Raw genomic sequence first — 13300 nt, forward strand, 5'->3', positions numbered from 1 at the left:
CTCTTGCCAAGGCAGATGTTTTGTCGTTAGATAACGGCAACTGCAATGCCGCCCTCACGCAACAGACATTCCGCCCAGAGAGTTTTTACCTGGGACAAGATCAAGATGGCCCTGGCGGCGGCGGAAGAAGGGTTTTATATCTGGAATATCAAAACGGGCGTCATCCATTACACGGACCGCTGCCTGACCATGATGGGGGCCAGCCGCAAGGAGAAGGCCCCCAATATTTTCACCCAGCCGGAGCTTACCATCCACGAGGAGGACCAGGCCTTTTTTTCCCAGGAGGTGCGCCGTTACCTGGACGGCCATTCCCACATGCCCATGCGCATTGAAATACGCATGAAGAAGCTGAATTCCAAGAGCTGGAGCTGGGTCCGCATCAACGGTCTCGCTCGCAGGGACAAGCAGCGCCGCCCCGTCATGCTGGTAGGGGTATGGGTCAACATCACCCGGCGGAAGACGGCGGAACTGCGCGCCGCGGAAGACAGGGACCTGTTCCACACCCTGATTGAGCACATTCCGGACAGCATTTATTTCAAGAACCGGGAATCGCGCTTCGTCCTGGCGAATACCGCCACGGCCAATAAGCTGGGCGTGCCCACGCCGGCTGACCTGACTGGACGGACGGACGATTACTTTTTCGATCAAACGATGTCCGATGTTTCCCGCAAGGAGGAGCTGGACATCATGGCTACCGGACGCCCCATCCGCGCCCGCCTCCATCATGAGACATGGCTTCACAAGGATGATTCCTGGAGCCAGATCAGCAAGTTTCCTTGGTATGGCCGCAACGGGGACCTGAAGGGCATCGTGGGCATTTCCAGCGACGTCACCAAGCTGGTGAAGACGGAGATCAAGGCCACGGAAACAGCCCGTATTCTGGAAGAGCGCAACAAGTCCCTGGAGAAGGAGATAGATTTGGCCCGGGAAATCCAGTTCGCCCTGCTTCCCTATGAGATTCCCTCCCGCTCCCATACGGAACACGGCCTGACGCGCCATGTGGATTTCCACCACATTTTCACTCCTTCAGAGGGGGTGGCGGGCGATTGGTTCGATGCCTTTCCCGTGGGCAATTCCGGCGTAGGCGCCATCGTCTGCGACGTGATGGGCCACGGCATCCGCGCCGCCCTGATCGCTTCCATGCTCCGCGGCCTGATGGAGCAGTTGTCCCATCTGGCGGACAATCCGGCGGCCTTTTTGTCTTCCCTCAACCACCAGCTTGCCAAAATTCTGCAACGGGCGAATACCACGATGTTCGCCTCCGCCGTTTATATTTACCTGGATTTGGAAACCGGCGTCATGACCGCCTCCACGGCCGGGCACCCGCATCCCATTATCCTGGGGCCGGACGGAGTTGCCCGCAAGATGCCGCTGCCCAGGGGCATTGCCCTGGGGCTGCTGGATGACGCCACGTACCAGAACGCCCAGTTCCCCCTCCTGGCAGGTTCCCGCGTCCTGATGTATACGGACGGACTGACGGAAGCCGCCAATTCGGAAGGGGAAGAGCTGGGCGTGGAGAGGCTGATCGATTATTTCAATAATTCATCCCCCAAGAGCACCAAGGATTTTGTCCATCAGGCCCTTACCTGCGTAGCAAAATTCACCGGCTGCACCAACCAGGCCGACGATATCTGCATGCTGGGCATCAGCTATTCCGAACACGAGGCAAAGCCGGGGCATTAACAAACCCGGTTCTTCCCTTTTCCGGATATTTACCTCCTTCCTCCTTTTTTGCTGGGGAAAAATCCACATTCCGTCCGCCTGAAAAACAGGAATCATTCAAGCAGGAAGGCTATTTCCCGGAAGGACGGTCTGCCAAGTTTTCCTTTTTCCCTGAAGAGTCCTGCCGGCAGGGAGGCACATTCTCCCTGCAAGGCCGCAGATGATTCCCGCCAGGAGAAAAACGGCAGAAGCGGCTTTCAATTTTCCCGCAGGACCGGAATACGCCTGCTCTCTTTTCAGTAAAACAGGTTCAAGAACTGCCTTTCCAGCCTCTTCCAAGCCGCATTCCGGAATTCCCGCCGCCAGGAACTTCCCGAATCGCATCTTCCTGACCAATTCTTAAAAGCCAGCGGAATACGGGACGGCAATTTTCCCATGCCGCCAAATGACAAGGATCCGTCAGGTTGCCTCAGGACAATCATCCGGAGAGAATTTGAAGTTGCGCCAGAACGGAACGCTTAGCATCCAGATGGAGAACAAGGCTTCCAGCCCTCCCGCCATGATGATCGTCGCCTGGACTCCCCAAACATCCACCACGGCTCCCCAGCCCATGGCCGCCAAAGGCTGCACTCCAATCGTAACGATGCTGAACAGCCCCAGAATGGCAGATTTGCGTTCCGGCGGCGCCAGAAGCTGCACGGCGGATGAAGAGGTGACAAAGAGGGAAGAAGTAGCCAGACCGGCAAAGAAGAAGCAGAGGGCCTGTATTTCCACCACGGGAATGATGCCGGCCACGCATAATGCGCTCCCCATCCACAGCGTGCCCGAGGAGAGCTTGGCCCCCACCCTGTCGCTTTTGCGCGCAAACGGCAGGACAAAGAGGATGCTCACCATGGCACCGGCTCCGACCGCTCCCAGAATGAGGCCGGTATTCCTTGGGTTCCCGTGCATCAATGCCGGAACAATCTGGTAAAGGGATTGCCCGCAGATGTTCTGAATGAGCGCGCTGATCATGATGAAGAGCAGGCTGCGCGTAGAAAGCACCGCCTTGAGCCCGGAGGCCTTTCTTCCGGCCCCGCGCTGCTTTTTAGGGGCGGAGGTATCCGCAACGCGTCCTTTCAGAGCTACCAGGCAGCCTACCAACGGCAGGCTTGCCACGACATTGCCGCCAAAGGCGGTTCCGGCCCCCCATTCCGCAATGATGTAGCCGGCCAGCGCCGGACCTACGGCGCGGCACGTGTTGAATACCAGGGAGTACATGCCCACGGCCTCCTGCAACTGCCTGCGCGGGATCAGATCGCCCACAAAAGCCTGCTGCGTGGGAAAGCCCACCGTCTGGTTGACGCCCATGACCAGCCCGGCGGCATACAAGTGCCATAGCTGGAGCATGTCCAGCATCGTCAGCAGAAACAGGGCTACGGCCACCAGCCATTGGACGCATTGCACGGCTATGAGCAGTTTTCTCCTGTCAAAACGGTCTCCCAGCCCGGCCAGCAGCATGCCGCCCAGAAAGAAAGGGAGCGCGTTCAGGGCGGCCAGGAAGCCCACCGCCGTGGCGGAGCCGCCGGAAATGTCGTACACAAGAATGCCCATGGCCGTCACCTGCAGCCACATCCCGATCAGGGCGGCGGCCTGCCCGGACCAGAAGATTTGCAGGTTCCTCACCTGAAGGGGCTTGAAAAAGCCCAGCCAGTCATTCAGCCATTTCATCAGCTCCGCCATCCTAGCCCCCGCCGCCGGAACCGTCCAGACGCGAGTGCGGCAACGGAAGCCCTCATAATCCCGGAACCTTTTTATTCCTCCGCGGTATAGCAGGCCGGGTAGTCCTTGGAAGGCAGCCAGACGGGAAGGTCTTTCATCCTGTCCGCGGCGCGTTCGGAAACCGGCATGCGCCAGATTTTAAAGAAAGGCCCCATGTTTTTTCCCGTGACCTTGGAGAAGGCGTTCATGACCCATTCCCATTTCTTTTCATCACTCAGCTTGCCGTTGTCGTACGGCTTGTCATGGAATTGAAGGGCCACCTGCCGGAAAGCGTCAAATCCCAGATAGTACATCAGCTCCACCCAGAAGAAGAGCTGCACCTTGTTGGGCGCTTCATTGTAGGTCTGGTCGCCGGAGAAGTACTTTTTCATCTCAGCGCTCATGCCGTACGGCCCCATGCCGCCGCCCCAGCAGGATTCAAAGTTTTTCCCGGTGCCCATTACCTCGCAGACCATGGAGAAGATGTTGACGGATACTTCCGTCTGGCCCTCCATCGTAAACGGAGGCGACTGGTGGTTATGCCCCAGTTCATGCCACAGCCCCCAGCTTCCGGAATGGATGATGGAGCCGCTGGCAATGGAGTCCGTCCAGTCCTTCGTAGCCATGGCGGGATAACCGGAATGCCCGGCCCCGGCGGAAATCTGCCTGTCCACGACAAAACGCATCGGGTGATGCAGGCGGTCCGGCTTGGTGTCCCATCCCATGATCCAGTCCTGGAGGGCCATGTTTTTTTGCAGGAATTCAGCCGTTTTCTGAACATCCGGACACCGCTTCAACTGCTCCACGGGCATCGTGACAATGAGGCGGGGCATACAGATTTCCCCCACGGCGCCTTGGTATTTTCCAGTTGTTCGGCCCATTGTTCCGGAGTGGTCTTCCCCATGACGAACAGAGGGGCCGGCACGGCTCCGGAAATCTGAACCTTGAATACTTTTCCCCGTTTGGAACGCTGGCCCACATTCACGTAAACCAGGCCGCCCATCGGGTTCACCATTTTCACGCGGCCCCGGTCCGCCGGAACCTGCATGGTTATTTCCGGAACCCTTTTCCATTCATCCAGCTTGTGCAGGCTGTCCGTATGGCACCCTATGCGCACGCTGACCGTGCTGTCCTTGGGCGCGCCGGACAGGGAAAAGGAGATTTCCCCTCCGGGGGAGCATACAGTCCCGTACTGTGCCAGCCGCCGATGTTGGAATCTATTTCCACCGTCCTTCTTACCGTCTGGGCCCCGTCCTCCGGAACGCCGGGAAAATCCTTCGCCGCCGGGCACGCCTTCAGGGTGGAAAGCTTGGCGTCCTTCCATTCCCGGCATTTTTCCAGAAGCTCCTGCATGCGGCGGGTATCATCACCTCTTTTCCACGGGGCGGCTCCCGCAGGGAATTCCTCTATTCCCGCCATTTTTTCCGCCTTGCCCCAGGACCATGTTTCCAGCGGCTTGTCCTTATCCGTTTGAATTTCATCCCTGGAGGGGATTGAGTAGACGGAAAGCTCCGGCATCCGGTTCTTCACAGGCAGGGGAAAACGCCCTTCCGGTTCAGGCTCATCTTCTTCCACAGGGATGTTTTCCTCCTGCCTGCGGGCCTGTTCCTCACGTTCGCGCCGTTCCAGCTCCTCCCTCCTCTTCTTTTCCTTCTCTTCGCGTTGAGCCTGCTCCCGGAGCTTTTGAGCCGCTTCCGCAGCCTGCCGTTCCTTCTTTTCCCTGGCTTCCTCACGCGCCTTCTGCTCTGCCTGCCTCTCCTTTTCCTTCTTCTCCCTGATTTCCCGCTCACGCTGCATTCTCTGTTTTTCAGCGGCTTCCCTGGCCTTCTTTTCCTTCATTTTACGCTCGGTAGTCAATTCCTGGGCAGCTTTCCTTTTTGCCAGGTTATCCTGGTACAGATAATATCCGGCTCCCGCTCCGCAAACCAGCAGAAGCACTAAAAACCAGCCTACGGCGGAACCTCTGGAGACGCTTCGGGTAAAAGAAGGAATATTCATGTGATCGGAATTCGGAATAAATCGTCATTATTTCTGCATCGCAGACATTTCTTGTCAATACGATTCTTCCTTTTCCGCGGGAGCTTTCATGGAAAGAACATTCCGGAAACCGATTTTCCCCGCATCCGGCGTCCCCCGTTTTTCAAGCGTCCGCTTCCGGAACCTCCGCCTTCATCCCGAAATGGGGGAACGCGCCATGCATCAGGCCGTCCAGCACGCCGCGGGTGCGCGGTTCCGGGCTGATGTATCCATGGCCGCAGGCTACCATGGCTTTCACTTCCTCCGCCGCATTGGAGGGACAGCACCGGAACGCTTCCGGCAAATGGCGCATGGCGTCCAGGTCGTTGTGCCCGTCTCCGAAGATGGCCGCATGGACGGGAAGCACACCGAACCGTGAGGCTACAAAAGCCAGGGAAGTCCCCTTGTTGTAGTCGCGGTGGCTGAAACGCAGGTAAGGCCCCGCCCTCTGCGTGACGATTTCATCATACGGTCCAACCGTGTCCTGAATGACGCAGGAGACGTCATCCAGCCCGCAGGCATCGTTCACCACCAGGGAAAAAGCGTCATTGGCCTGCCTGCGGAGTTCCAGCCCGGAGAACCGGTGTTCCAGATGGTCCATCAATGATTCCAGCATTCCGCCGTGACGGGTGAACAGGTCGTCATGGGCCACGGAGCAGGCATCGTTCCACGGAACGCCGGGCATCAGACGCCCTTCCGCATCCGCCAGATGAACGTTCCGTTCCATCGTGACCGTAAAATCCGGGGCAAACGCTTCCGGATTACCCTGGAACATGTCCATCAACCCTTCCCGCAGGTAAACGGGGTCCCTCCCCGTATTGATGCCCCAGAGCACGCCGTACCGCGCCCGGAGTCCACGCATGGTTCTGAAAAAAACGCGTCTTTCCTCCGCAGGGCCCCCCAACGTGAACAGGGTATCGTCAAAGTCAAAGGAGAAGAGATACCGGGGCAGTCCGGGCCTGGGCAAGGCACGGACCGGCAGAAAACGCATCAGTTCCATTTCAGGCCAGTCCTCCCTTCACCGCGGCGCGCCTCTCCGCATGCACGACGGGTTCCGCCAGCGGAATATCCTCCTCCACCGGCTCCGCCGAGGGAATGTGTTCTTCCACGGGTTCGGCGGAAGGAATGGTTTCCGGAACGGGTTCCGCCTCAGGGATGACTTCCTGCCGCGGCGCAGGCTTCTCCCGGCGTCCCGGCGCAGCGGGAGCGGGACGGGCTGCCGGGACGGCAGACGGCGGACGCGCCGCAGGGGCCGTTTTCCTTTCTCCTGCGGAAGCGGGGATTCTGGCCTCGGCGCCCACGCCGGCCCGCACCTGGCGGGCAATGGGGGTATTCATATCCACCGCATACGTGACGGGCAGGCTTCCGGCGGGAATTTCCTCTCCCGGCTTGCGCATGTGGATTTCCACCCTGCGGTTGGCAGCCTGGGCATTCCGGTCCCCCTTCGTGGAGACTACCGGGCGGGAGGCCCCGCAGGCGCGTATGTAGAGCCTGCATTCCCCGTTCGGGCGCGTCAGGGCAATGCCGTTGTCCTTCAGCCACTGGCGCACGGCATTGGCCCGCATCAGGGAGAGCACGGCATTATATTCTCCGGAACCGAAGCTGTCCGTATGCCCCTCTACAATGAAAATCGTGTCCGGGTTTTTCATCATCAGCCCGGCGAGCTGAAGCATGCTGAGGCGCGCGGAATTTTTCATCACCGCCTTGTTGTATTCAAACAGAAGGTCCGCGCCCAGCCTGCTGTAACCGCTGTCCTTGCCCAGGGAGGACTGGGCCATCAACTGGGAAAGTGATTTACTGCCGTCCGGCAGATGGGAATCATCCTGGCCGCCAGCCCCCTTGAGCTTGTTGTTGTACCATTCGTCCGGGTTGACCATGTCCGGCTCCGCCGTCTTGATAGTCGCCGGGCTGGCGGAAGTTTTCAGCATCTCGGGCGGAGAAGGTTCAGGCAGTCCCTTCGCGACGGCATTCATGTCCACCTGCGGCATTCTGGGGGCGAGGGATTCCGGCGGGGACGGAGTAACCGGATCGGCGGAAAAGCTGGTTTCCCCGGAGCGATCACCACCTGTTCCGGCAGCATGTCCTCCAGGTCCGGCAATTCCGGCGGCACTTCCTCAAGCTGCTCGATATCCGGTTTTTCAACCACTTCCGCCACATCCGGTGCGGGACGGTCGTCCGCTTTCAGCACGATTTTCTCAGGCAGCGGCTTCCGGTCCTCCTGAACCGCGGGTGCCTTGTGCACATGAATGCCCAGGTCAAACCAGCTCAGAACGATGAAGCCCAGGTAGTGCACCAGCACGGCGGCAAGAAGGGCCCCCACCGCCACGGCGGCAAGATGGCGCGGCGCAGGCAGGATGAAACGGCTGCGCCTGCGGCGGTTCTCGCGGAGTTCACGGGTGTTTTCCTGATTGGCACTCACGGGATCATCAGCAAAAGGAGAGGCACGGTTCATGAACCGGAAGGAGCGGTGCCCGTAGCAGGTGCACTGTAGGTTTCATGGGACAACACCCTGGGCATGGGCATGCGCGTATTCTCATGAATCCATTCCGCAATGCCAGCCTGCAACTCGTCATCCCCGGCATAGACGTTGACCTTGTAGGTTTTCTCAAATTTCTCCCCCTTTTTTCCTTCAATGGAATGGAGGAAGGTCCGCTCCCGGGTGCCGTAGGGCTCGCCTTCCCGGATGGATTCATAAAGTTGTTTTTTCTCGTTTCTCAGGGAGTCGTAAATGCTCAGGCAATCCTCCAGGGTGGAGAAGAAGTACTGGTTCGTGCAGACCACCATGACGGGATAATCCAGTTTCAGGGCATCGTCTACGGGAGCCACGTCAAACGTACTGAAATCCGCACGCCAGTCAACGCCGGCATCCAGCAGCCAGTACGCGGCATAACACAGGGGCTTGCCCCAGTCCTGCTCCATTTCCCGGACGGCCACGGTTTTCAGGGAAGGAAAGCAGTCCATGCTGACCATGCAGCGGATGCGGGGATCTTCAGACGCGGCTTTCAGCAGCACCGCTGCCCCAAACCCCTGCCCTACGGCGGCCACGGGCGGCAATCCCCCCTGTTTCCGGGATACGGCGTCCAGCAGAGCCGTTACGTCCGCATATTCCTTCAATCCGTACGTGCAGAATTTCCGGGCGTCGTTTTTCCCGCGCGGATTCCATACCAGGCACGTGTAACCGGCTCCGGTCAGTCCTTCCGCCAGCGGCAGGGAGCCTTTCACCCCCTGGTCCCAGGAGGTGGCTATCACCACCAGCTCCGGCTTCGCCTCCAGATGCGGCATTCTTCCGCGCAGTTTCAAGGTATCCCGCACGCGGCTCTGGCGCGGGGACAAGGCCTCCGGACGCCCCGGACGCACCAGATAGCCTTCAATGGCGGTACCGTCGGCGGAGACGGCTTCCACCGGCTCCATCACCAGGGAATCCGCAACGGGAGAAGCGGAGGGTTCATCCCCCCCACGGGAACGAGCAACGGAGTGGACACATACCACGCAAACCACACCAGGACGCCCACTGCTGCCAGAAGGAGCAGAAGAAACAGTTGAACAAGACGTTTGAACATGGAAAAGCTGTACCCGGAAAGCGGTTGTCAGGAAGATTTTATCCCATCCTGTCTACGTTGACAACACTCAACTTCTATCAGGAGAATATCTTCCGCACGCCATTCCGGCCCGCATGGAGCCGTGCCGCACCGCCCTCCGCTGGACAGGCGCGGGCGCACGGACATGCGGTTCCGGCAAGCCTCCGTCCCTGCCCGGCGGCCAAATAACGCTTTATTTCCCGCCCCCGATCTGGCATCCTTGTCCCACCTTACTTTTTCATGGCAATCCAGGCCCGACATTTCCGCCAATGGTTCGCATTCCTCCTCCTGCTTGCGCTGGGAGGAACGGCGGCCTGGTTCCTGATGCCCCGGGAATGGTCCCAGATGCAATGGGAAATTCCCGGCACGCCGTCCGAATATCCCCTTGCCCAGCTTCTGCGGCCCTGGCTCATTCTCCTGGGCTGTTTCCTTCCGGCGCTGGGGATGCTGCTGTACAACCGCTCGGGCATCCTGGACAGGTATGTGGCGCGTACCTGGTTCACGGCTTTCATCATGTGCACGGCCATCCTCACGCTGATTTACATCATCGGCGACTTTGCGGACAATGTGGGGGACCTGATGAACCTGGATTCCCCCTGGCGGGCACCTTCCGCTTCTACCTGAGCCAGCTGCCCATGATTCTGAACCTGATCCTTCCCTACACCCTTCTGCTGGGAACGCTCTGGGCGCTTACCAAGCTTTCCTCATCCTCGGAAATCACCGGCATGCTGCAATCCGGGAGATCCCTGCTCCGGATCAACGCCCCGGTCATCATCGGTGCCGTCTTTGCGGCCATCTACTTCGGCATCTTCGGGTTTCACTGGGCTCCCAATTCCACTCTGTACAGGAAATTGATGTTTTCCTCCCTGAGCCAGAATAAAAATGACGACGCCTCCCGGAGCACCATCTACAAGAACGACGCGGAATCCCGCATCTGGTACCTCGGCGACCCTCCCGGAATAGACTCCCCCGGCGAGCCGTTCAGGCAGGTGCGCGTGGAACAGTTCAGCGCGCCCGGAAAGATGGAGTACGAGCTGTTTGCGGATGAAGCCATGTGGGACCCGGCTTCCAGAACATGGACATTCCGGCAAGCCATCAAAAGGAATTATTCCCAGGAGGAACCCCGCCAGCTGAACGACGTGCCCGTGTTCGCCGGGCAGGAATACCAAACGTTGAAAGAGCATTATCCAGAGACTCCCTGGCAGTTGATTTCCCCCAACGTCCGCGTGGATACCCAGGGCACTCCGGCCCTCCAGGAAATCATCAGGTCCGGCACGACAAACGCCAAGTACCTCAGAAGCCTGCAAACGGAATGGCACGTCAGGATAGCCCGCATGTTTTCCTGCATTATCCTGACATTCATCGCCATTCCTTCCGCCATCACGTTCCAGCGGCGCTCCGCCATGTCCGGCATCGGCATTGCGCTGTTCCTGGCGGCGGCCATGCTGTTCCTGTATGAGTTTTTCCCCACGCTGGCCTCCGCAGGCTACCTCCCCACCTGGCTGGGGGCGTGGATGCCCAACATCATTTACACCATCATCGCCATCCGCCTGTTCCAGACCAAGCTGGCCCACAGAAGCTTCATGGAGATGCTGAGAGGCTTGAAAAAGACACCCGTCCATGACCAACCCTGACCACCTTGACGACTCCCTGGCAGCCGTCCGGAAAGCCCGCGAACTGCTCCACCGGGCACGCGCCGTGATTTTTGACTTTGACGGGCTGCTGGTGGATACGGAATACGCCATTTATTCTTCCTGGGAACGCGTGTTCGCATCCTGCGGCCACGCCCTCCCCCTGGATTTGTTCAACCAGTGCCTGGGGAGCGGCTACACCCACTGGAACCCCGGGGAGCATCTGGAACAACTGACGGGCCGCACCTTCGACTGGGAAGCCGTCAACGGCCGCCGCCAGGAGGAAATCGTCCGCGACCTGGAGCACGCCGGCCTTCTGCCAGGAGCCTGCGAACTCATCCGGAGCCTGGCGGAAGCCGGAACGCCCATGGGCGTGGCCTCCAGCTCTTCCCACCGCTGGGTGGACGGCTGGCTGAACAGGCTGGACATCATGCCCTATTTCCAGACCGTCATCTGCCGTGACGACGGCCTTCCCGTCAAACCGGACCCGGCCCTGTTCCTGAAGGCTGCGGAAAACCTGGGCATGCAGCCGGCTGAATGCCTGGTGCTGGAAGATTCCCAGAACGGCACCACCGCCGCACACCGCGCAGGAATGCCCGTCATCTCCATCCCGAACCGGGTGACGGAGCAGGCGGATTTTTCCCTGGCAACCAGTAAAATCCGTTCCCTGGCGGAACTTCTTTAGGAATTCGGGAATTCCGCCTTCCATTCCGTTACGCTTGTTTCTTGACGGAATTCCTTTCATGCCTTATGTAAGGAGAATGGCTTCCCAACGTACCCCATTATATCACTACCGCGTCAAAGACAAGATTGTGGGCCCTATCTGCCTGACAGACCTCCACGCCCTGCTTGTCTCCAAGAAAATTCTTCCGGACACCATGATCCGGGAGGAACATTCCCAGTGCTGGATGCCGCTCGCAACGGAGCTGCGCCGCCAGGAGCGCCTGGCGCGCCTCAGGGCATCCGCCTTCATGCTTTCCTGCCGCCCTCCTAAAAGCTGCCTCCTGTTTTACATCATTGCCCTTCTCCTTCTGGCCTGCGGCGTGGCGCATTCCATCATGCTCCACACCATTCTTTACATGGAAGTGCTGTTCGTGCCTGCCATAGCGTTTTTCATGGGAAAGATGCTGATGTACATGCACCTTCTTACCGGAGGCATGAGGAAAATGCCCGCCCAGGAACCGGAACGCTGACCAGACGCAAACATTTTCCTCCTCTCCGCTCTCTCCCCTGCAGCCTATGAGCCCGATACCCGCCAGAGCAACGCTCTACCATTACCGCACCGATGAGAAAACCGCCGGTCCCGTCAGCAAGGAAGTGATCGACACGCTGGCGGCAGCCGGCAAGCTTCCGTTTTCCACCACCATGGTCAGGAAAGAAGATTCCCGGAACTGGGTCCCCCTTTCCGCCATTCTGCAGAGGCGGATTAAATTCAAGGCGCTCCAGCCTTCAAAGAAGGAGCAGCCTTCCATCCGCATCCTGTTTTACGCAGCGGCAACCCTCTTTTTCTGCTTTGGCATCGTGATATTTTTCCTGACGAACCATGCCGAACTGGAAGTAATCATCCTGATTCCCTGCATCCTCGTTTTCATGGGCAAGCTTTTATGCTACGTCCACACGCTTGTGGAAAAGTGCGGCATTACCGCTGCTCCCGGCAGGGAATAAGAGCGCGGCGGAATGTCCGCCACCGTGTTGCACCCGGGCCGGGACGCCGTGCCGTCGGATAACTTGAAATAAAGAACCGCCGGGACCGTTGAAGATCCGGCGGTTTGAAAATTACTGTTACGGAGAATTATTTATTTAATTCCGCAACGGCGGCTTCCAGGCTGGGCACGTCTTCGATGGAGATGACGGTGGCATCCTTGCAGATGCGGCCCATCATGCCGGCCAGCGTCTTGCCCGGTCCCAGTTCAATGAAAAGGCGGTGGCCCTGGTCCACCAGCTTCTGCATGGAGGCCGTCCAGCGCACGGAGCCGCACACCTGGTGCTCCAGCACATTGCGGATGTCGTCCGGCCCTTCCACCACGCGGGCTTCATAGTTGCAGTAGACGGGCATGGAAGGCGTGCCGAAGGAGACATTCTTGAGTTCCTCCGCCAGCTTCACCATGGCGCTGTGCATCAGGCGGGAATGGTAGGCTCCGCCACATTGAGCTTCTTGGCAATCTTGCAGCCGGCAGCCTTGGCTCCGGCAATGGCCTTGTCCACGCCTTCTTCCGTGCCGGAAACGACCGTCTGGCCGGGGCAGTTGAAGTTGGCAACGTCCACGTCGCATTCCTGCGCCAGCTTGATGACGTTTTCATCCGTCCCGCCGATCATCGCCGCCATGGTGCCCTTCGTGGCGTTGCAGGCTTCCTCCATGAACGCGCCGCGCTTCTGGACCAGGCGAAGGCCTTCTTCAAAGGTATAGGTTCCGGCAGCCGCATGAGCCGTGAATTCACCCAGGGAAAGGCCGGCGGCAGCCACGGGATTCAGGGAAGGCGCCAGCTCCTTCAAGACGGCCAGGCAGGCCAGGCCATGCACGTAGAGAGCAGGCTGGCAGTTGCAGGTGCGGGTCAGTTCTTCGCCGGGGCCTTCAAACATGATGGAGGAGAGGGATTCCCCAAGCGCCTTGTCCGCCTGCTCAATCAGGGCCCTGGCTGCGGGATACTGGTCATACAAATCTTTGCCCATGCC

Annotated in this window: 14 protein-coding genes and 1 pseudogene; 6 read left to right on the forward strand and 9 right to left on the reverse strand. The window is 59.2% G+C overall.

The features are described 5' to 3' along the window. Positions 1 to 45 precede the first annotated feature (45 nt). Positions 46 to 1683: a SpoIIE family protein phosphatase gene (locus PVA48_RS01475; protein ID WP_022397258.1), complete on the forward strand. Its 1638-nt coding sequence runs from the start codon at positions 46 to 48 to the stop codon at positions 1681 to 1683. Positions 1684 to 2121: 438 nt separating this feature from the next. Here the strand turns inward: PVA48_RS01475 and PVA48_RS01480 are convergent, their stop codons facing one another. The 7 genes and pseudogenes from PVA48_RS01480 to PVA48_RS01510 all read right to left on the reverse strand — a co-directional run bounded on the left by PVA48_RS01480 (position 2122) and on the right by PVA48_RS01510 (position 8907). Continuing rightward, a complete protein-coding gene (locus tag PVA48_RS01480) occupies positions 2122 to 3372 on the reverse strand; it encodes an MFS transporter (RefSeq protein ID WP_180973118.1) in 1251 nt (416 codons plus the stop codon). Between the two features lie 83 nt (positions 3373 to 3455). Continuing rightward, positions 3456 to 4519: pseudogene (locus PVA48_RS01485) on the reverse strand (M60 family metallopeptidase). Next, entirely contained in the window at positions 4510 to 5400 is an 891-nt protein-coding gene (locus PVA48_RS01490; protein WP_423232118.1) for a hypothetical protein, read from the reverse strand. Before PVA48_RS01490 ends, PVA48_RS01485 begins: the two are co-directional and overlap by 10 nt. 142 nt (positions 5401 to 5542) lie before the next feature. Next, positions 5543 to 6280 (reverse strand): HAD family hydrolase, encoded by a 738-nt coding sequence (locus tag PVA48_RS01495; protein WP_180975242.1) that lies wholly within the window; start codon positions 6278 to 6280, stop codon positions 5543 to 5545. Positions 6281 to 6419: 139 nt separating this feature from the next. Next, positions 6420 to 7406 (reverse strand): OmpA family protein, encoded by a 987-nt coding sequence (locus tag PVA48_RS01500; protein WP_423232119.1) that lies wholly within the window; start codon positions 7404 to 7406, stop codon positions 6420 to 6422. After that, on the reverse strand, positions 7388 to 7837 hold the full coding sequence (locus PVA48_RS01505; protein ID WP_423232120.1) for a hypothetical protein: 450 nt from the start codon (positions 7835 to 7837) through the stop codon (positions 7388 to 7390). Before PVA48_RS01505 ends, PVA48_RS01500 begins: the two co-directional genes overlap by 19 nt. Positions 7838 to 7866: 29 nt before the next feature. Continuing rightward, positions 7867 to 8907, reverse strand: coding sequence for an alpha/beta hydrolase family protein (locus tag PVA48_RS01510; RefSeq protein ID WP_423232121.1), 1041 nt, complete (start codon positions 8905 to 8907; stop codon positions 7867 to 7869). A 329-nt stretch (positions 8908 to 9236) separates the two neighbouring features. Here PVA48_RS01510 and PVA48_RS01515 point away from each other — a divergent pair, with 329 nt between their 5' ends. The 5 genes from PVA48_RS01515 to PVA48_RS01535 all read left to right on the forward strand — a co-directional run bounded on the left by PVA48_RS01515 (position 9237) and on the right by PVA48_RS01535 (position 12292). Next, positions 9237 to 9620: a hypothetical protein gene (locus PVA48_RS01515; protein WP_423232122.1), complete on the forward strand. Its 384-nt coding sequence runs from the start codon at positions 9237 to 9239 to the stop codon at positions 9618 to 9620. Positions 9621 to 9631: 11 nt separating this feature from the next. Beyond that, the gene (locus PVA48_RS01520) at positions 9632 to 10630 is read left to right on the forward strand and encodes an LptF/LptG family permease (RefSeq protein WP_423232123.1); all 999 of its coding nucleotides are present in this window, start codon (positions 9632 to 9634) and stop codon (positions 10628 to 10630) included. Next, on the forward strand, positions 10617 to 11312 hold the full coding sequence (locus tag PVA48_RS01525) for an HAD family hydrolase (RefSeq protein ID WP_102728863.1): 696 nt from the start codon (positions 10617 to 10619) through the stop codon (positions 11310 to 11312). The genes PVA48_RS01520 and PVA48_RS01525 overlap by 14 nt, the downstream gene beginning before the upstream one ends. 76 nt (positions 11313 to 11388) lie before the next feature. Beyond that, positions 11389 to 11820 (forward strand): DUF4339 domain-containing protein, encoded by a 432-nt coding sequence (locus tag PVA48_RS01530; protein ID WP_102726859.1) that lies wholly within the window; start codon positions 11389 to 11391, stop codon positions 11818 to 11820. Positions 11821 to 11866: 46 nt separating this feature from the next. Next, positions 11867 to 12292 carry a DUF4339 domain-containing protein gene (locus PVA48_RS01535; protein WP_022397267.1) on the forward strand — a complete coding sequence of 142 codons (426 nt, stop codon included), beginning with the start codon at positions 11867 to 11869 and terminating at the stop codon, positions 12290 to 12292. A 127-nt stretch (positions 12293 to 12419) separates the two neighbouring features. Here PVA48_RS01535 and PVA48_RS01540 read toward each other — a convergent pair whose 3' ends face one another. Beyond that, positions 12420 to 12746, reverse strand: coding sequence for an ACP S-malonyltransferase (locus tag PVA48_RS01540; protein WP_423232124.1), 327 nt, complete (start codon positions 12744 to 12746; stop codon positions 12420 to 12422). Continuing rightward, positions 12746 to 13297, reverse strand: a complete 552-nt coding sequence (locus PVA48_RS01545) for an ACP S-malonyltransferase (protein WP_423232125.1) — start codon at positions 13295 to 13297, stop codon at positions 12746 to 12748. Before PVA48_RS01545 ends, PVA48_RS01540 begins: the two co-directional genes overlap by 1 nt. Positions 13298 to 13300: the final 3 nt, after the last annotated feature.

This window comes from Akkermansia sp. JRP_AM1 (assembly GCF_049262625.1).
Classification (GTDB): Bacteria; Verrucomicrobiota; Verrucomicrobiia; order Verrucomicrobiales; family Akkermansiaceae; genus Akkermansia; species Akkermansia massiliensis.

Excerpts from the sequence above, each read along its gene's own strand:
- PVA48_RS01475 (WP_022397258.1), top strand. The coding sequence starts at position 46 with ATGCCGCCCTCACGCAACAGACATTCCGCCCAGAGAGTTTTTACCTGG.
- PVA48_RS01480 (WP_180973118.1), bottom strand. The coding sequence starts at position 3,372 with ATGAAATGGCTGAATGACTGGCTGGGCTTTTTCAAGCCCCTTCAGGTG.
- PVA48_RS01490 (WP_423232118.1), bottom strand. The coding sequence starts at position 5,400 with ATGAATATTCCTTCTTTTACCCGAAGCGTCTCCAGAGGTTCCGCCGTA.
- PVA48_RS01495 (WP_180975242.1), bottom strand. The coding sequence starts at position 6,280 with ATGCGTGGACTCCGGGCGCGGTACGGCGTGCTCTGGGGCATCAATACG.
- PVA48_RS01500 (WP_423232119.1), bottom strand. The coding sequence starts at position 7,406 with ATGCCGCAGGTGGACATGAATGCCGTCGCGAAGGGACTGCCTGAACCT.
- PVA48_RS01515 (WP_423232122.1), top strand. The coding sequence starts at position 9,237 with ATGGCAATCCAGGCCCGACATTTCCGCCAATGGTTCGCATTCCTCCTC.
- PVA48_RS01520 (WP_423232123.1), top strand. The coding sequence starts at position 9,632 with ATGATTCTGAACCTGATCCTTCCCTACACCCTTCTGCTGGGAACGCTC.
- PVA48_RS01525 (WP_102728863.1), top strand. The coding sequence starts at position 10,617 with ATGACCAACCCTGACCACCTTGACGACTCCCTGGCAGCCGTCCGGAAA.
- PVA48_RS01530 (WP_102726859.1), top strand. The coding sequence starts at position 11,389 with ATGGCTTCCCAACGTACCCCATTATATCACTACCGCGTCAAAGACAAG.
- PVA48_RS01535 (WP_022397267.1), top strand. The coding sequence starts at position 11,867 with ATGAGCCCGATACCCGCCAGAGCAACGCTCTACCATTACCGCACCGAT.
- PVA48_RS01540 (WP_423232124.1), bottom strand. The coding sequence starts at position 12,746 with ATGCACAGCGCCATGGTGAAGCTGGCGGAGGAACTCAAGAATGTCTCC.
- PVA48_RS01545 (WP_423232125.1), bottom strand. The coding sequence starts at position 13,297 with ATGGGCAAAGATTTGTATGACCAGTATCCCGCAGCCAGGGCCCTGATT.